The organism is Cetobacterium sp. ZOR0034, from assembly GCF_000799075.1.
Classification (GTDB): domain Bacteria; phylum Fusobacteriota; class Fusobacteriia; order Fusobacteriales; family Fusobacteriaceae; genus Cetobacterium_A.
The window spans coordinates 19,897-36,571 of record NZ_JTLI01000034.1 but is presented as its reverse complement, the minus strand read 5'-3'; the positions used below and the strand labels follow the sequence as shown (position 1 = coordinate 36,571).

General features: G+C 31.2%; 19 protein-coding genes and 1 pseudogene. 15 read left to right on the top strand and 5 right to left on the bottom strand.

What is annotated here, in order from left to right; translation table 11 throughout:
• Positions 1-20: 20 nt before the first annotated feature.
• The 11 genes and pseudogenes from L992_RS07645 to eutM all read left to right on the top strand — a co-directional run bounded on the left by L992_RS07645 (position 21) and on the right by eutM (position 10,229).
• Positions 21-1,463, top strand: coding sequence for an aldehyde dehydrogenase family protein (locus L992_RS07645; protein WP_047395425.1), 1,443 nt, complete (start codon positions 21-23; stop codon positions 1,461-1,463).
• Positions 1,464-1,473: 10 nt separating this feature from the next.
• The gene (gene cutC / locus L992_RS07640) at positions 1,474-4,017 is read left to right on the top strand and encodes a choline trimethylamine-lyase (RefSeq protein ID WP_047395422.1); all 2,544 of its coding nucleotides are present in this window, start codon (positions 1,474-1,476) and stop codon (positions 4,015-4,017) included.
• A gap of 15 nt (positions 4,018-4,032) precedes the next feature.
• A complete protein-coding gene (cutD, locus tag L992_RS07635) occupies positions 4,033-4,974 on the top strand; it encodes a choline TMA-lyase-activating enzyme (protein WP_047395419.1) in 942 nt (313 codons plus the stop codon).
• Between the two features lie 35 nt (positions 4,975-5,009).
• Entirely contained in the window at positions 5,010-5,570 is a 561-nt protein-coding gene (locus L992_RS07630) for a hypothetical protein (protein WP_047395415.1), read from the top strand.
• Complete coding sequence (gene eutJ / locus L992_RS07625; protein WP_047395413.1) at positions 5,567-6,415, top strand: ethanolamine utilization protein EutJ; 849 nt, start codon at positions 5,567-5,569, stop codon at positions 6,413-6,415. The genes L992_RS07630 and eutJ overlap by 4 nt, the downstream gene beginning before the upstream one ends.
• Before the next feature lie 17 nt (positions 6,416-6,432).
• Positions 6,433-6,693, top strand: a complete 261-nt coding sequence (locus L992_RS07620; RefSeq protein ID WP_047395410.1) for a EutN/CcmL family microcompartment protein — start codon at positions 6,433-6,435, stop codon at positions 6,691-6,693.
• Between the two features lie 18 nt (positions 6,694-6,711).
• Positions 6,712-7,338 carry a hypothetical protein gene (locus L992_RS07615; protein WP_047395407.1) on the top strand — a complete coding sequence of 209 codons (627 nt, stop codon included), beginning with the start codon at positions 6,712-6,714 and terminating at the stop codon, positions 7,336-7,338.
• A 14-nt stretch (positions 7,339-7,352) separates the two neighbouring features.
• Positions 7,353-7,616: pseudogene (locus L992_RS07610) on the top strand (BMC domain-containing protein); the annotation flags it as partial.
• Positions 7,617-7,768: 152 nt separating this feature from the next.
• The gene (locus L992_RS07605) at positions 7,769-9,280 is read left to right on the top strand and encodes an acetaldehyde dehydrogenase (acetylating) (protein WP_197053402.1); all 1,512 of its coding nucleotides are present in this window, start codon (positions 7,769-7,771) and stop codon (positions 9,278-9,280) included.
• A 2-nt stretch (positions 9,281-9,282) separates the two neighbouring features.
• Positions 9,283-9,906, top strand: a complete 624-nt coding sequence (pduL, locus tag L992_RS07600) for a phosphate propanoyltransferase (RefSeq protein ID WP_047395401.1) — start codon at positions 9,283-9,285, stop codon at positions 9,904-9,906.
• 29 nt (positions 9,907-9,935) lie between these two features.
• Positions 9,936-10,229 carry an ethanolamine utilization microcompartment protein EutM gene (eutM, locus tag L992_RS07595; protein WP_047395399.1) on the top strand — a complete coding sequence of 98 codons (294 nt, stop codon included), beginning with the start codon at positions 9,936-9,938 and terminating at the stop codon, positions 10,227-10,229.
• Positions 10,230-10,326: 97 nt separating this feature from the next.
• Here the strand turns inward: eutM and L992_RS07590 are convergent, their stop codons facing one another.
• From L992_RS07590 to L992_RS07570, 5 genes are all read right to left on the bottom strand, one after another.
• On the bottom strand, positions 10,327-10,647 hold the full coding sequence (locus tag L992_RS07590; protein ID WP_047382131.1) for a (2Fe-2S)-binding protein: 321 nt from the start codon (positions 10,645-10,647) through the stop codon (positions 10,327-10,329).
• A gap of 60 nt (positions 10,648-10,707) precedes the next feature.
• The gene (locus L992_RS07585) at positions 10,708-10,917 is read right to left on the bottom strand and encodes a hypothetical protein (RefSeq protein ID WP_047382130.1); all 210 of its coding nucleotides are present in this window, start codon (positions 10,915-10,917) and stop codon (positions 10,708-10,710) included.
• A gap of 86 nt (positions 10,918-11,003) precedes the next feature.
• Positions 11,004-11,687 (bottom strand): ThiF family adenylyltransferase, encoded by a 684-nt coding sequence (locus tag L992_RS07580; protein ID WP_047382128.1) that lies wholly within the window; start codon positions 11,685-11,687, stop codon positions 11,004-11,006.
• Positions 11,687-11,908 carry a MoaD/ThiS family protein gene (locus L992_RS07575; RefSeq protein WP_047382125.1) on the bottom strand — a complete coding sequence of 74 codons (222 nt, stop codon included), beginning with the start codon at positions 11,906-11,908 and terminating at the stop codon, positions 11,687-11,689. The genes L992_RS07580 and L992_RS07575 overlap by 1 nt, the downstream gene beginning before the upstream one ends.
• Positions 11,902-13,707 (bottom strand): aldehyde ferredoxin oxidoreductase family protein, encoded by a 1,806-nt coding sequence (locus L992_RS07570; protein WP_047382121.1) that lies wholly within the window; start codon positions 13,705-13,707, stop codon positions 11,902-11,904. The genes L992_RS07575 and L992_RS07570 overlap by 7 nt, the downstream gene beginning before the upstream one ends.
• A gap of 208 nt (positions 13,708-13,915) precedes the next feature.
• On the opposite strand from L992_RS07570, the gene L992_RS07565 reads away from it, so the two are divergent.
• The 4 genes from L992_RS07565 to fdhD are packed head-to-tail and all read left to right on the top strand — an operon-like array spanning position 13,916 to position 16,662.
• Entirely contained in the window at positions 13,916-14,701 is a 786-nt protein-coding gene (locus tag L992_RS07565) for a substrate-binding domain-containing protein (RefSeq protein ID WP_047382119.1), read from the top strand.
• 1 nt (position 14,702) lies between these two features.
• Entirely contained in the window at positions 14,703-15,332 is a 630-nt protein-coding gene (locus tag L992_RS07560; RefSeq protein ID WP_197053401.1) for an ABC transporter permease, read from the top strand.
• Entirely contained in the window at positions 15,333-15,956 is a 624-nt protein-coding gene (locus L992_RS07555; protein WP_052193941.1) for an ATP-binding cassette domain-containing protein, read from the top strand.
• The gene (gene fdhD / locus L992_RS07550; protein WP_047395396.1) at positions 15,940-16,662 is read left to right on the top strand and encodes a formate dehydrogenase accessory sulfurtransferase FdhD; all 723 of its coding nucleotides are present in this window, start codon (positions 15,940-15,942) and stop codon (positions 16,660-16,662) included. Before L992_RS07555 ends, fdhD begins: the two co-directional genes overlap by 17 nt.
• The last annotated feature ends 13 nt before the right edge of the window (positions 16,663-16,675 follow it).

Sequence of the window (16,675 nt, the reverse complement as noted above, 5' to 3'; positions counted from 1 at the left end):
AATAAGAGGTGGAATTAAAAATGACGATTATAGATAATGATTTACTTTCTATGCAAGAAGCTAGAATAATAGCTGAAAATTCTAAAGAGATTCAAAAGATTTTAAAAACTTTTTCTCAAGAACAGTTAGATAAAGTTATAAATAACATAGAGAAAAAACTAAAAGAAAATATCAAACAGATAGCCTTTGAACTATATGAAGAGATTGATTTTGGAGTGAAAGAGGATAAAGTTACTAAGTTAAACTTACTTTTAGAAAATGTTATAGAAAAGTTAAGGGGTATGAAATGTGTAGGAATTATATCTCAAGATAATAAAATATCTAATATTGGAGTTCCAATCGGAGTTATTGTAGCATTTTGTTCTGAGTGTAATCCGATATCAACATTAATTTATAAGATCTTAATAGCTGTAAAATCTGGAAATTCAATAATTTTTAATTTACAGAAGAATTCAAAAAAAACAATGATGAAAACATTGGATTTAATAATTGAAGCAGCTGAAGAGGTTGGATATCCAAAAGGAGCTATTTCATATTTAAGCAGAATTTCTCTAAATGGAACGAAAGAATTGTTAAATCATAATGGTGTAGATTTGATTTTAAACACTGGGGTAGAGGAAATTCTACCAGAGATTTATAAAAGTGGAAAAACTTTAGTTTATGGAAGAACTGGAAATACTCCTGTATTCATTGAAAAAACTGCTGATATAAAAAAAGCTATTTTAGATATAGTTATAAGTAAAGCTTTTGATAACGGAGTCATGCCAGGAGCAGAACAAGCAGTAGTTGTAGATAAAGTTATTTTAAATGAAGTAATAAAAGAGTTTGAATTAAATGGAGCTTACTTTTTAAATGAAATTGAAAGTGAGAAAATAAAAAGTCTTATATTTGATTCAAAAGGTGATTTTAGAAAAATATATATTGGAAAAGATGCACAGTTTTTAGCTCAACGAGCAGAAATAACGATACCAAAAAATGTGAAGATACTTATTTCAAAGGAAAGGTATGTATCTTTAGATAATCCATTTTCCAAAGAAAAATTATGTCCAGTACTTTCATTTTATGTAGAACAAGATTGGATGAGTGCTTGTGAGAAATGCATAGAACTTCTATTAAATGAGAAGCAAGGACATACTTTAGTAATTCATTCTAAAGATGAAAATATTATTAAAGAGTTTTCTTTAAAGAAACCTGTAGGAAGAGTTTTAGTAAATACATCTGGAAGTTTTGGAAGTATGGGAGGAACAACAGAACTATTTCCATCAATGACATTAGGATGTGGAGTTATTGGAAGAGGTATGACTTCAGATAATGTTTCTCCAATGAATTTAATATATATTAGAAAAGTTGGTTATGAAATAAAAAGTTCTGAAGTCTTATTAGAAAAGTATAGAGAGAAAAGAGATGAAGAGCTAGAGATATTAAAAAAATTAGAAAAAATATTGAAAGATATTTTATCTTAAGGAGCGTAATATGGAAATTCGAGAATTTTTAAATAAATTTATGAAAGCTACTGAAAATATGTCAGTGGAAGAAAGAGAAGCTTTACTAAAAATGTTTCAAGGAATAAGCCATGAAATAAAAGGTGAAAGCTATGAAAAAGAAAATTACAATTACACGAATGAGTGTAAAGAAGTTCCTGAAAAAATAACTGAAAGATTGGCAAAATTAAAGGAAAATTATTTAAAACAGATTCCATCTATAACTATTTATAGAGCAAAAGCTTTAACAAAAATAGCTAAAGAAAACCCTGGACTTCCAAAAGCAATATTAAGAGGAAAGAGTTTTAAATATTGTTGTGAAACAGCACCACTTGTGATTCAAGATGGAGAATTAATTGTAGGATCACCAAATGGAGCTCCAAGAGCTGGTGCATTTTCACCAGATATAGCTTGGAGATGGCTAGAAACTGAATTAGAAACAATTTCAAAAAGACCACAGGATCCATTTTGTATATCTGAAGCAGATAAACAAACTTTAAAAGATGAAATTTTTCCATTTTGGGCAGGGAAATCGGTAGATGAGTATTGTGAGCAACAATTCCGTGAGGCTGGACTTTGGGAATTGTCTGGAGAATCATTTGTTTCTGATTGTTCATATCATGCTGTAAATGGAGGTGGAGATTCAAACCCAGGTTATGATGTAATTTTAATGAATAAAGGGATGTTAGATGTAATTAAAGAGTCTAACGAAAAGTTAGAAACTTTAGATTATGCTAATCCAGAAGATATAGAAAAAATATATTTCTATAAATCATTAATAGATACAGCAGAAGGAGTTATGATATATGCTAAACGTATGTCAGAGTATGCCGCTCAATTAGCTGCAAAAGAGTCAAATCCCAAAAGAAAAGCTGAGCTTTTAAAAATATCAGAAATAAATGCAAGAGTTCCAGCGCATAAACCCCAAACATTCTGGGAAGCAGTTCAATCAGTATGGACTATTGAATCACTTTTAGTTGTAGAAGAAAATCAAACTGGAATGTCAATTGGTCGTGTGGATCAATATATGTATCCGATGTTTAAAACAGATATTGAAAGTGGAAGAATGTCAAAATATGAAGCTTTTGAAATAGCTGGATGTATGTTGATTAAAATGTCAGAGATGATGTGGTTAACTAGTGAAGGTGGGTCTAAATTCTTTGCAGGATATCAACCTTTTGTAAATATGTGTGTTGGAGGACTTACAAGATGTGGTAAAGATGCAACAAACGACTTAACATATCTGCTTATGGATGCAGTTAGACATGTGAAAGTTTATCAACCATCACTTGCTTGTCGTATTCATAAGTCATCACCACATGAATATTTAAAAAAAATAGTTCAAGTTATAAAAGCTGGTCTTGGATTCCCTGCTTGTCATTTTGATGATGTTCATATAAAAATGATGTTAGCTAAAGGGGTTTCGATTGAAGATGCAAGAGATTATTGTTTAATGGGATGTGTTGAACCTCAAAAGTCAGGAAGATTATATCAGTGGACATCAACAGCCTATACTCAATGGCCAATCTGTATTGAGTTGGTTTTAAATAATGGAGCAACTCTATGGTATGGAAAAAAAGTTTGTCCAGACTTAGGAGATGTAGATAGATATAAAACTTATGAAGAGTTTGAAGAAGCTGTAAAAAATCAAATAAAATATATAACAAAACTTTCAAGTATAGCTACTGTTATAACTCAAAAAGTTCATAAAGATTTAGCTCCAAAGCCACTTATGTCAATGATGTATGAAGGATGTATGGAAAAAGGTAGAGGGGTAGAAGCTGGAGGAGCTATGTATAACTTCGGTCCAGGAGTTGTATGGAGTGGATTAGCAACTTATGTTGACTCGATGGCAGTTATTAAAAAACTTGTATTTGAAGATAAAAAATATACATTAAAAGATATAAAAGAAGCATTAAAAGCAGATTTTGTAGGATATGAAACTTTAAGAAAAGATTGCTTAACAGTTCCAAAATATGGAAATGATGATGATTATGTAGATTATATAGCAACAGATTTAATTAACTTTACAGAAAACGAACATCGTAAATATAGAACTCTGTACTCTATATTAAGTCATGGAACACTTTCTATTTCAAATAACACTCCTTTAGGACAAATAACAGGAGCTACACCAAACGGACGTAAAGCTTGGACTCCACTTTCAGACGGAATAAGTCCTACTCAAGGAGCAGATACAAAAGGACCTACTGCAATAATAAAATCAGTTTCCAAAATGGCGTGTGATAGCATGAACATAGGAATGGTTCATAACTTTAAGTTAATATCTGGTTTACTTGAAACTCCTGAGGGAGAAAATGGAATTATAACTCTACTGCGTAGCGCTTGTGCTTTACAATTAGGAGAGATGCAATTTAACTATTTAGATAATGAAACTTTACTTGCAGCTCAGAAAAATCCAGAAGCATATAGAGATTTAATAGTTCGTGTTGCAGGATATAGTGCTTACTTTGTTGAGTTATGTAAAGATGTACAAGATGAAATTATAAGTAGAACGGTGTTAACACACTTCTAAAATTTGGAGAAACTTATGGAAAATAACCATTTTGAAAGAAAAGCAAGAATTTTTAATGTTCAAAAATATAATATGTATGATGGCCCTGGAGTAAGAACTTTAATATTTTTTCAAGGATGCCCTTTAAGATGTAGATGGTGTGCTAATCCAGAAGGACTAGAAAAAAGATATAGAGTTATGTTTAAAAGTAATAGTTGTATTGACTGTAATAGATGTAAAGATGTTTGCCCTGTTAAAATTCATGGTGTGGGTATAAATAATACTCACACTATTGACAGGACAAAACAGTGTATTGGTTGCAAAAAATGCGAACAAGAATGTAATCAAGAGGCACTAAAAATAGTCGGTGAAGATAAAGGAATATCAGAATTATTAAAAGTTATAGAAGAGGATCGTACATTTTATGAGATGTCGGGAGGTGGAGTAACCCTAGGTGGTGGTGAAGTTTTAATGCAACCAGAGGCAGCTATAAATCTGTTGATGGTCTGTAAAAATGTTGGATTAAATACAGCAATAGAAACTTGCGGATATACAACTTTAGATGTAATAGAAAAAGTTGCGGAATATGTAGATCTATTTTTATTTGATATAAAACAAATAGATTCAGATAAACATTTTCATTGGACTGGAGTTAGAAATGAAAGAATTTTAGAAAATTTAAAATACCTTTTAGAAAATAAGTATAACGTGGAGATTAGAATTCCATTAGTAAAAGGTGTAAACACTGAAAGTATAGATATAGATAATTTAATTAAATTTTTATTACCATATAAAGAATTTAAAAATTTAAAAAGTGTGGATTTATTACCGTATCATAAGATGGGTGTAAATAAATATGAACAGTTAGGTATGGACTATGAGATGAAAGGTGATTTTCAGTTAACTAATGATGAGTTAGACCAAATAGAGAATTTAATAAAAAAATATGATTTACATGTTAGAGTTATACGTCATTAATTATTAGTTGTCTAAAACTATAGAAGGTGAAGGAGATGCTTAAATTTATAACAGAGGGGTATCTGAGAGAGCTATATAGAAAAGAGCCTTTTGAATGCTTTCAAATAGAGCAAAACCAAAGATTAACTCCTGGAGGGAGACAGTATCTATTAGATAAAAAAGTAAAAATAGAAAATTTTGATGAAAATAAAAAAAATATTCAAGTTGTTTTAGATAAAAAAAATATTTATAGACTTAGAAGCCTGGAGATGGAAATCTACTCTTTGGTAAGTGAACTTTTGAATAAGAATATAAAGATTGCTGCAGAAATTTTAGAAATAGGTAAAAGATTAAAAAATGTATCAGATACCCTAGAGGGAAAGTGTGAACTCTTAAAACTTCAGGAGGAAATAATTTCTTGTAGTGAGAGTCAAGAACCAAATGAAAGTTATCTATATTTTAAAAATGGAAGATATATATTTTCTTTAAAAAAATTAATTTTTGAACTACATCTTTGTAAAGATCTCTTTTTAAAAAATGAGGATATTGTTGAAAATGTTGATCGGATAATTAGTAAGATGGAAAAAGTATTGCTTCATATGATGGAGGAGTTATGAGTTTAGAAAAAATTATAGATTTTGATTATTGTGATAGCCTAGTGGCTGAGTTTGAAAAAGTTATAAAAAATCCAAAATTAACAAAATCATCTGTTTATTATACAGGAGTAGATTTAGGAACAGCTTGTGTAGTGTTAGCGGTTTTAGATGAAGATTATAATCCAGTAGCAGGAGCTTATAGATATGCTGATGTTGTAAAAGATGGAATGGTAGTTGATTACATTGGTGCTATAAAAATAGTTAGAGAGTTAAAAAAAGAGATCGAAGATAAATTAAATACAGAGCTTTTATATGCAGCTGCAGCGATTCCACCAGGAACAGATACTATAGATGGAGGAGCTATTAAGAATGTAGTTCAAGCGGCAGGGTTTGAGTTAACAAATCTTTTAGATGAACCTACGGCAGCAAATCAAGTTTTAAAAATAAAAAATGGAGCAGTAGTTGATATAGGTGGTGGAACAACAGGAACTTCCATATTGAAAAATGAAGAAGTTATATCTGTTGCAGATGAAGCTACAGGAGGAACACATTTTTCTTTAGTAGTTTCAGGAACATATGGGAAATCATTTAAAGAAGCTGATGAGTTTAAAAGAGATGTAAAAAATCATAAAGAATTATTGCCTATTCTCAAGCCAGTTATAGAAAAGGTAGCTTCAATAATAAACAGCCATATTGAAGGATATCATGTTGAAAATGTAGTGCTAGTTGGAGGAACAGCTTGTTTAACTGGAATTGAAGAGGTTATTCAAAAAAATGTTGAAGTAAATGTATATAAACCTAAAAATCCAATGTTTGTAACACCGTTAGGAATAGCTTTAAGTTGCACACAAGAAATATTAGATTAAAGTTATAAGGAGAAAGAATGATTATAGCAAAAATAATAGATAATGTTTGGGCAACAAGAAAAGCAGATGAACTAAATGGTTTGAAATTCATGCTAGCAGAAGAGATTGACGCAGCAGCAACAAGAAAAAGATTAGTAGCGGTAGATGTTATTGGAGCAGGGATTGGAGATAGAGTTATTATAAGTACAGGTTCTTCAGCAAGAGAGATGATCGGAAGAAGTGTTCCAGTAGATGCAGTTGTAGTTGGAATAATTGATGAAGATTGTAAGTTAAAGTAGTTTGGAAAGGAGAAAAACTTGAAAAAACTAATATGTGCAAAAGATTTAGAAGAGATCTTAGAAAATGGAGTGAAAGAGATTAGAATAGATAAAGATACAATTTTAACTCCATCAGCAAAAGATGTTATAAAAAATAGTGATATTAAAGTTTTAATAAAAGAAAAAAAAGAGGAAAATGAAATTTTAAAAGATATTGATATGGATAAAATCATGGAGTTTTTTAAAGTTGTTTCCAAGGACCAAGGTTTACAAAAAGCTATTATGAAAATACTTTTAAATGAAAAAAAGTTTGAAAAAGAGTGTGACTCCAATGGCTTTACATTAATTAAAGGAGAGAGTATAAAATTTGATAAAATTTTTAAAAATTTAAATATATATTCTCAAAATTTAATAAATACAGATGAAGAGATAATAGGAATTATAAAAATTCAAAAAGATAACTTCATAAAAAAAACTAAATCAAAGGGAAATCTTTTTATAATAGATGGAGAAGTTGAAATAGTTTTAAATGGAAAGAAATATTTAGGAAAAAGCGGAGATTTAATAAATATTCCAAAAAAAACTGAAATAAAAATAGGGTCAAAAGATATGGCAAAAGTGTTATATTTCTCGAAAGATTTAAATTGGAGTGAGCCCCTTTTATAAAGTAGGGAGGTAAAATGCAAGCTTTAGGAATGATAGAAACAAAGGGTTTAGTTGGAGCTATAGAAGCGGCAGATGCTATGACAAAAGCTGCTAATGTGACATTAATAGGAAAAGAAAAGGTTGGTAGTGGATTAATAACTGTAATGATTACTGGTGATGTAGGAGCAGTAAAGGCAGCAGTTGATGCAGGGGCTGTTGCTGCAGAGCAAGTTGGACATTTAGTTGGAGTTCATATTATAGCAAGACCTCATGATGAAATTGAAAATATTTTAAGAAAAGAGATAGTTGAGAAAGAAATTATAGAAGAAACTATTGTACAGCTTGTTGAAGAAATAAGTGAAGTAATTCCAGAAGAGATTATTGAAGAGATAGAAGAAAAAGCTCAAGAGGAAGTTTTACAGCGAAAAGTAGCTAGGAGGAAAAAATAAAAATGTTTGATAAAGACTTAGCATCTATTCAGCATGCAAGAGATTTAGCAAGAAAAGGTAAGTGTGCAGCTAACAAAATCTCTGAATACACTGAGGAACAAATTGAAAAAATAATTAAAAATATGGTTAAAGTTGCTAATAAAAATGAGTTGTACTTAGCAAAAATGGCTGTTGAAGAAACCGGATTTGGAAAAATTGAGGATAAAGCATTTAAAAATCACCTAGCTTCAACAGTTCTATATGATTCAATTAAAGATATGAAAACAATTGGTGTAATAGAGGAAGATGAAACTAAAAAAGTTATGAGTATAGCTGAGCCAATGGGACTTATTTTAGGAATCGTTCCTTCTACAAATCCAACATCAACCGCGATATTTAAATCTATAATTGCTGTTAAATCTAGAAACGCTATAGTATTCACCCCTCATCCATCAGCACAAAAATGTACAAGAGAAGCAGTAAAGCTAATGTGTGAAGCGGCAGTAGAAGTTGGAGCTCCAGATTGTATAATTAGTTGCTTAGAGATGTGTACTATGGAAGCCACAAATGAATTGATGAAAGCTTCAGAAGTAGCACTAATAATAGCAACAGGTGGACCAGGAATGGTAAAAGCAGCTTATAGTTCTGGAAAACCAGCTCTAGGAGTTGGAGCAGGAAACTCTCCAGCATATATAGAAAGAACAGCAAATGTAGAGAAAGCTGTAGAAAATATTATAGCAAGTAAAACTTTTGATAACGGAACTATCTGTGCATCTGAGCAATCGATAATTTGTGAAGAGTGTAATGAGATTCAAGTTATAAAAGAGTTTGAAAAGCAAGGTGGATACTTCATGACTGAGGAGGAAACTAAAAAAGTTTGTGAGCTTTTATTTAAACAAGGGCATACAATGAATGCTAAATTTGTGGGTAAATCAGCCGATGTTATATCTGAGGCCGCTGGATTTAAAGTTCCTTATGGGACAAAAGTTTTAATTGGAAAACAAGATGGAGTAGGAGTAGGAAATCCTTTATCTTATGAAAAGTTAACTACAGTTTTAGGATTTTATGTTATTAAAGATTGGCATGAAGCTTGTGAGTTAAGTATTGCTTTATTACAGAATGGAATTGGACATACAATGAGTATTCATACTGAAGATTTAGATATAGTGAGAAAATTTGCTAAGAAACCAGCTGCTAGAATTCTTGTTAATACAGGTGGATCTCAAGGTGGAACTGGAGCAAGCACTGGACTTATGCCATCGTTTACTTTAGGATGTGGAACATGGGGAGGAAGCTCTGTTTCTGAAAATGTGACTCCAATGCATCTTTTAAATATTAAAAGAGTAGCCTTTGGTCTTATAGATTGCAATAAATTAAAAAAAGACGAGGAAAAAGAATATAAAGGTATAACTGTTTATGGTTCTGAAGGAAGAGTAGAGAAAACATTAGAAAAAACTTCTATAGAAAAGGAATTAGTGGAAAATCCAGAGTTATTAAAGCTTATGGAAGAGATATTAGCTTCAATAAAGGGGTAAAAATGAATAAGTTAGATACATTATTAGAAAAAATTTTAGAGGCAGTGGAAGAAAAAAAATTAACTATTCCAGTTGGGATTTCTAATAGACACATACATTTAAAGCAAGATGACATTGATATTTTATTTGGGAAAGACTATCGACTAAATAAACTTAAAGATTTATCTCAAAAAGATCAGTTTGCAGCAAAAGAAGTTGTAACTATTTGTGGACCTAAAAGTGTTATAGAGAAAGTTAGGGTTTTGGGACCAGCAAGAAAAGAGACTCAAATAGAAGTTTCTATAAGTGATTGTTTAAAGTTGGGAATAAAAGGTAAAGTTAAAATGTCTGGAGATATTCTTGAAACTCCTGGAGTTACATTAATTGGACCAAAAGGAACAGTAGTTTTATCAAAAGGAATTATAGTTTCTCAAAGACATATTCATATGAATGAAGAGGATTCTAAGAGATTTGGAGTTTTGAATGGAGATGTTGTAAGTATTAAAATTGATGGAATCAGAGGTGGGCAATATGACAATACTTGTGTTAGAGTTGATAAAAGATTTACACTAGAGTGTCATTTAGATACTGAAGAAGCCAACGCACTTGGTATAGAACCAAATTCAAAAGTTAAAATAATAAAATAAATATAAAGAAAAAATAGGAGGAATTAAATATGAAATACGATGCATTAGGAATGATAGAAACTAAAGGATTAATCGGATCGATTGAAGCGGCAGATGCAATGGTAAAAGCAGCGAATGTATATTTAATTGGAAAAGAATATGTAGGTGGAGGATTAGTAACAGTTATGGTAAGAGGAGACGTTGGAGCAGTAAAAGCAGCTACAGATGCAGGAGCAGCTGCGGCACAACGTGTAGGAGAATTAGTTTCTGTACATGTAATTCCAAGACCACATTCAGAAGTAGAGGTTATTTTACCAGCTTCACCAGCAAGAGAGATAAAGTAAAGTTTAGAAAAAAAATTAAGCGAAAAGATGAAGAGTTAAAATAAAAAAACGATACCAAAAGTTAGTAATAAATTTGGTATCGTTTTCTTATAAAAAATCAATATTTTCTTTCGATAATATCTTGAACTAAAACTTTACATCTCCCACAAGCAGCACCTGCTTTAGTTATTTCTGCTACTTTTTCAGCTGTGTCAGCACCGTTATTAACAGCCTCAATAACATCTTTCATAGAGGCACCAGTACATCCACAAACAGAAGCTAATATTTTTTCAATCTCGCCAGTACATCTCCCGCAACCAGTTCCAGCTCCAGTCATCTCTTTTATTTCTTCTAAAGTACGTGCACCTTTAACCATCGCCATTCTAATTGTTATATAATCTACATTTTTACAATGACAAATTATAGTATTTGCTGCCATAATTTCCTCCTTTTAATATCTAAGATATATCAATTATAGCATAGTTTCATCATTTTTTTATTAAATTTTGGGTCTGTTTCCTTTGATAATCTCTCTTATTTGAAAACCTAGAAGAAGGAGATCTCCAAGTAGGAAAATCAAAAATGTTTTACTATCAGGACTATCAAATCCCATTACAGAAAATTGAAATATTATAAATGCAATCATCATTATATTTGCAAAAAAAAGAGTTCTTTTTCTTTTATTTTGCATAAAACTATTATTTTTCATAAAACCATCCTTAAAGTGTTTTGTGTGCTTTTAAAGCCTTCTTTTGTTCAGATTATAAAATTTTTGTTAGAAAAAGTCAAATTTTATTATTCTGCAAAAGGAATCCACTCCAAATCAAAAGATAGAGTGTCTATATAATAAAAGCCATTCAACTTAAAAGTCTTGTTTAAAATTAACTTAAGGAATAAAGAAACTTGAAGTGAAGAAACAATAGAAACTGTGGTACAAAGATTGCCGATCTTAGATTCAATCCCTTTTAAATTTGTTCGCGGATATATTTGATTGAGAAGTGGGTGTCCAGGAAGAATGATTCCAACTTGACCAAAAAATCCGCCAACAGCTCCATATATAAGAGGAATTTTAAAAAGTTGAGATTGAATTTCAATATGAAATTTACTTTCTATATTATCGCAACAATCAAAAACAACGTCTACATCTTTGAAAAGAGTTTTAAAGTCACAATTTTCAAATCTCTCAGAAAATATCTCAACTTGAACGGTCGAATTTACAAGATTGATATGTTTTTTCGCCTCTTCAACTTTATAAAAGCCAAGATTGTTCTCATTAGATAAAAGCTGTCGATTGAGATTACTGAGGTCGAAACAATCAAAATCGATAATCTTAATTTTTTTTACTCCCAATCGAGCAAGATGATCAAGAAGGAGGCCTCCAAGGCCCCCAGCTCCAACTACCAAAATAGTTTGATTTCTAATAATCATCTGTTCATCTAAACTTAAAGATTCAAAGTTTCTTGAATATCGAGGTTCCATTATCCACCCCCAACAGGTGGAAATATAGATATAATATCATTGTCATTTAAATTTTTTTCTAAAGGTGTGTGAAAGCCATTAACTAAAAATATAGATACTTCAGCTTCTGAGATATTAAAATAATTTATAATTTCATATCCAGTTATTCCTTCAGTAAAATCAATTTTAATAGAATTATCACGTTCTTTTCGAAGAGTGGCAAAAAAACGAATCTCTAACATAAGTCTTGAAGTCCTAATCTAACAAGAGTTTCTTTTGTAGGAAAAGCTTCAACCCAGCCACGAGCTTCATAATATTCTGGCAACATAATATCGAGCTTGCTTTTATGCCCTTTAGAAGGACCATCAGGAATAGGGTCTGCAATTAAACGCTTAGGTAATCTGTCATCTTCAGATTTCATACCAGCTTTTTGATTAAAAACTCTTTCAAGGTTATAGATACGTTCACCAGCTTCTAAAAGAGATGTTACAGAATGTTCAGTTCCAGTTGCAGCATTTAAGAAATTTTTATAATCGTCTGCACCAAGAGCAAAAGAAGTAAATAGACACATTCCCATAGAATCAATAACAGCGGTTAAATCTTGGAAAGTTTTAGTCCAAACAGCTTTATTATCTGTAGCAGTTCTATCTAAAAGTTCAGGATGAGCTAAAATTTCTGGAGAAATCATATAACCTCTAACATGACATCCCCCACGATTACTAGTAGCATAGTTTAAACCAATTCCTTGAATTCCTCTAGCATCATAGGCTGGTAGTTCTTGTTTTTTAACAGACATAGACATTTCAGGGTGACCATAATGTTCACAAAGTCTTTGAGACCCCTTTGCCATAAGTCTACCAAGAGTAGTTTCTCCTAAACCGATTCGCTTTGTCCATTCAACAATTGCATCTTTACTTCCGAATTTTAAAGGAACACCTTGACAATCTTCATCAGTTATAAGTCCTTTTTCATATAGCTCCATAGCAGAGGCTATAGTGCAAGGAACAGAGATTGAATCCAATCCAAGTTCATTACACCAGAAATTAGCTTCATTTATACTAGGAATATCATAGACACCACAGTTACCACCATAAGCCCAAAGTGTTTCATATTCAGGACCGCCAATCTCTTGTCCCTCTCTTTCAACAACTCTTCCACAACCAATTGGGCATCTGTGACAGTTGTAGGTTCTTTTTAGATATTTTTCTGCTAAAGTTTCTCCACTGATACTTTCAGCTTCTTTGGAATGAGCACCTTGCCAGTTATTTGTAGGAAAACTTCCAGTTTCATTTATTATATTAACAAGAACAGCAGTTCCATAAGTAGGAAGACCAGTTCCTGTAACCCCATCCTCTTTAATTTTTTTCATAGCGACTACTAGCTCTTTTCTTAGTTCATCGGGATTATTCACAGGAATAGAGGTTCTAGTTGAATTTACAACAATAGCTTTTAAAGCTTTTGATCCCATTACAGCACCGACTCCAGAACGACCAGCAGCTCTGTCGCCATCATTTATAATAGCAGCCATAAGTGATTGATTTTCACCACCTGGTCCTATGTTTAAAACAGAAGAATTTGGATGAATAGCACTGAAAAATATATTTGCCTCATTGCTTGTTCTACCCCAAATATGTTCTGCATCTAAAAGTTCAATTTTATCATCATTTATATATAAGTATTTAGGAGATGAACTTTTACCTTCTATAATAATACCATCAAAACCAGCGTATTTTAATTTCGCCCCCCATTGACCACCCGAGTTTGAGCAGGCAATCATACCAGTGAGTGGAGATTTTGTAACTACAACATATCGACCACCTGTAGGAACAGAGGCTCCTGTTACAGGTCCAGTCATGATAACAAGCTTATTTTCGGCAGATAAAGGATCGATATTGGGGTCTATTTCGTCAAGAAGAATTTTACTTCCAAGTCCTCTTGCTCCAATAAATTTTTTAGCTAGTTCTAAATTCAAAGTTTCACAGATTACCTCTTCAGTTGTTAAATTAACTCTTAATAACTTTCCGTTATATGATGTTACCATAATTACCTCCTAAATTATATAGTTGATGATAAACACTTATTAATGCGAGTATACCTCATAAAGACCAGAATATCAATAGGTAAAACAAAACAATTTTCATTCTGTTTTAGTGAAAAAAATCTCGAAACCAAACACAAAAGCTATAAAAAAGTTGTAAAAAATATCTGGACGTAGTATAATTACTCATCTTTTAATAAGGGGGAACGCCATGAAAAAATCTATATTTTTATTCAGTTTATTACTAGGGACGACACTTCAAGCTGGTGAAATTTTAATGGGAACTACTACATCATTAGATGACACAGGATTTTTAACAGAAATTTCTCAAAATTTAAAAAAAGAAACAGGCATTGATTTAAAATGGATAGCAAAAGGAACTGGAGAAGCACTTGAATTAGGTAAAAGAGGCGATGTGGATATTCTTTTCACTCACGATCCGGGAAGAGAGATTAAATTTATTGAAGATGGATATGGACTGAAGAGATATCCATTGATGCATAATTATTTTGTTATTGTAACGAATAATGAAAAAGATTTGTCGGGGTATCCAAGAGATTTAAATGAGCTATTAAACAAAATAGCCACAGAAAACTCTGTTTTTATTTCAAGAGGAGATAAATCGGGAACTCATTCTAAAGAGTTGTCAATGTGGAAAGAAGCAAAAATAGATAAGAATTTTAAAAATTATAAAGAAGCAGGTTTAGGAATGGCAAAAACACTGAATCTAACATCTGAATTACAAGGATTTACTTTATCAGACAGCGGAACATTTTTAAAAGTTAAAGATAATTTTAAATTACAAGAGGTTCCTTTAGATGAGAAAGAACCATTGAAGAATATATATTCTATTTTAGAGTTAAGCAATGTAAAAGATTCTAAAAAAGAGGATATAAAAACTTTTATAAAGTTTATGCAATCGAAAGAAGCAGAAGAAATAATGAGAAAGTTTGGTGAATCAGAGTTTGGAACACCACTATTTTATATAGGTTATTAAGGTGAAAGCTGAGATTTTAGAGATAGTTTTACTATCTTTAGTTTTGACAGGAACCGCAAGTATATTTAGCTCAATTGTTGGTTTTTTTATAAGTTTATGGCTGTTTTTTAGAAGAGACAGATTATATAAAAAGATACTAGATTTTTTTAGAGCTTTAACAGGAGTACCAACGATAATTTTTGGATTGTTGGTACTTTTATTACTTTCAAGAAGAGGACTATTGGGACCTCTAAATTTATTATTTACACCAACAGCAATAGTGATAGCTCAGTTTTTACTGCTATTACCGCTTGTTGTAACTCTTTGCTCTGAAGTGTTAGAGGGAGACGGAGTGAAGATTTTAACGACATGTAAAATTTTACACATACCAAAATCACAACTGAAAAAAGTTTTTTTTCGAGAGCTAAAAACAAGATTTTTAAGTATTTTTTTAATAGCTTTTGCTAGAGGAATATCAGAGGTCGGTTCTGTTATGCTAGTAGGTGGAAATATAAAAGGTTCTACAAGAGTTATGACAACGTATATAGCTCTTTCAACTTCAATGGGAAATTATAATACATCTCTTATAATAGCTTTAATTTTATTTTTACTATCTTTTTCATTGAATATACTTATAAAAAAGGTGAGTTAGATGATAAAAATTAAAAACTTAAAAAAATTTTATGACAATAGATTAATTTTAAATATTCCAGAGCTAATTCTAGAAACGGGAAAAATTTATTCTTTAATAGGAAGAAACGGAGCAGGAAAGAGTACACTATTAAATATTTTAGCAGGGATTTTAACATCCGATGAGGGAAAGATTGAAATAGATATGAATGAGGTAATCTTATGTAGTCAGGAACCAATGTTTTTTAAAGGGAGTGTAGCTTATAATTTGATAGAGCCGTTTAAATTGAGAGATGAAAAGATAGAGATTTCAAAAATTAGAGAGTTTCTAAAAATTTTTGGAATATCAGAGCTAGAAACTTCATTAATTTCAACTTTATCAGGTGGAGAGAAAGCGAAAGTTCAATTTATAAGAACAGTTCTTTATAATAAGAAAATAGCTTTTTTAGATGAGCCAACAGCGAGTCTAGATAAGAAGAGCACGGCCTTAGTAGAAGATATAATAGTAAAAATGAAAAATGAAGGGAAACTAATTCTCATAATAACTCATGATTATGAGCAAGCATTAAGAATAAGTGATGCTATTTTTGAAATTGATGAAGGAAATATTTTGGAAAAAAGAGGGATATATGTCAAAAAAAATTAATGTATGTGACGAAGCACCAATAGAATTAAGAGTAAATACAGAAAAATTAGTTACATTTATGTGCTCACCTTATGATTTAGAAGACTTAGCGCTAGGTCATCTTTATACAAGAGGAGTAATAAAAAGTAAAGAGGAATTAGAAAGTATTGGAGCGTGCAAAGATGCAAAACTTATTGTGGCATGTACTCATTCAGAAGTAAGGGAGGATCTTTTTACAATTCCAAAAGTTGTTTTAAGTGGCTGTGGAAGCGGAGCTCTTTTTGATGAAAAAATTATGGAGAAGGAAAGAGTAGATTATTCAGGTGAAGTATCTTTAGACAGATTAAAAAAAGTTGCTATTCAAATGTTAGATGGAGCAGAGATGTATAAAAAAAGTGGAGGAATGCACTGTGCAGCTATTGGTAATTTACAAGGAGAGATTGTTATAAGAGAGGATATAGGAAGACATAATGCTGTGGATAAAGTTATTGGTGCTGCTTTAGATAAAGATTTTGATTTGAGAAATTCAGTTATAACTACAACTGGAAGATTATCTTTGGATATGGTTTTAAAAGCTGTTTCAACAAAGATTCCAGTTGTAGCAACAATAAGTATTCCAAGTAGCCTTGCAGTAGAGTTAGCTCAAAAGTTAGGTATTTGCTTAATTGGAAGAGTTGGAAAAAATGAACCTATAATATATACATTTGAAGAGAGAATAAAAATATAAAAGGAGAGGAGGA

What these genes read in the sequence shown, in the direction of transcription:
- L992_RS07630 (WP_047395415.1), top strand. Translation starts at nt 5,010, where the DNA reads ATGCTTAAATTTATAACAGAGGGGTATCTGAGAGAGCTATATAGAAAA.
- eutM (WP_047395399.1), top strand. Translation starts at nt 9,936, where the DNA reads ATGAAATACGATGCATTAGGAATGATAGAAACTAAAGGATTAATCGGA.
- L992_RS07575 (WP_047382125.1), bottom strand. Translation starts at nt 11,908, where the DNA reads ATGTTAGAGATTCGTTTTTTTGCCACTCTTCGAAAAGAACGTGATAAT.
- pduL (WP_047395401.1), top strand. Translation starts at nt 9,283, where the DNA reads ATGAATAAGTTAGATACATTATTAGAAAAAATTTTAGAGGCAGTGGAA.
- eutJ (WP_047395413.1), top strand. Translation starts at nt 5,567, where the DNA reads ATGAGTTTAGAAAAAATTATAGATTTTGATTATTGTGATAGCCTAGTG.
- cutC (WP_047395422.1), top strand. Translation starts at nt 1,474, where the DNA reads ATGGAAATTCGAGAATTTTTAAATAAATTTATGAAAGCTACTGAAAAT.
- L992_RS07605 (WP_197053402.1), top strand. Translation starts at nt 7,769, where the DNA reads ATGTTTGATAAAGACTTAGCATCTATTCAGCATGCAAGAGATTTAGCA.
- L992_RS07585 (WP_047382130.1), bottom strand. Translation starts at nt 10,917, where the DNA reads ATGAAAAATAATAGTTTTATGCAAAATAAAAGAAAAAGAACTCTTTTT.
- L992_RS07620 (WP_047395410.1), top strand. Translation starts at nt 6,433, where the DNA reads ATGATTATAGCAAAAATAATAGATAATGTTTGGGCAACAAGAAAAGCA.
- L992_RS07580 (WP_047382128.1), bottom strand. Translation starts at nt 11,687, where the DNA reads ATGGAACCTCGATATTCAAGAAACTTTGAATCTTTAAGTTTAGATGAA.
- L992_RS07645 (WP_047395425.1), top strand. Translation starts at nt 21, where the DNA reads ATGACGATTATAGATAATGATTTACTTTCTATGCAAGAAGCTAGAATA.
- L992_RS07555 (WP_052193941.1), top strand. Translation starts at nt 15,333, where the DNA reads ATGATAAAAATTAAAAACTTAAAAAAATTTTATGACAATAGATTAATT.
- cutD (WP_047395419.1), top strand. Translation starts at nt 4,033, where the DNA reads ATGGAAAATAACCATTTTGAAAGAAAAGCAAGAATTTTTAATGTTCAA.
- L992_RS07565 (WP_047382119.1), top strand. Translation starts at nt 13,916, where the DNA reads ATGAAAAAATCTATATTTTTATTCAGTTTATTACTAGGGACGACACTT.
- L992_RS07570 (WP_047382121.1), bottom strand. Translation starts at nt 13,707, where the DNA reads ATGGTAACATCATATAACGGAAAGTTATTAAGAGTTAATTTAACAACT.
- fdhD (WP_047395396.1), top strand. Translation starts at nt 15,940, where the DNA reads ATGTCAAAAAAAATTAATGTATGTGACGAAGCACCAATAGAATTAAGA.
- L992_RS07590 (WP_047382131.1), bottom strand. Translation starts at nt 10,647, where the DNA reads ATGGCAGCAAATACTATAATTTGTCATTGTAAAAATGTAGATTATATA.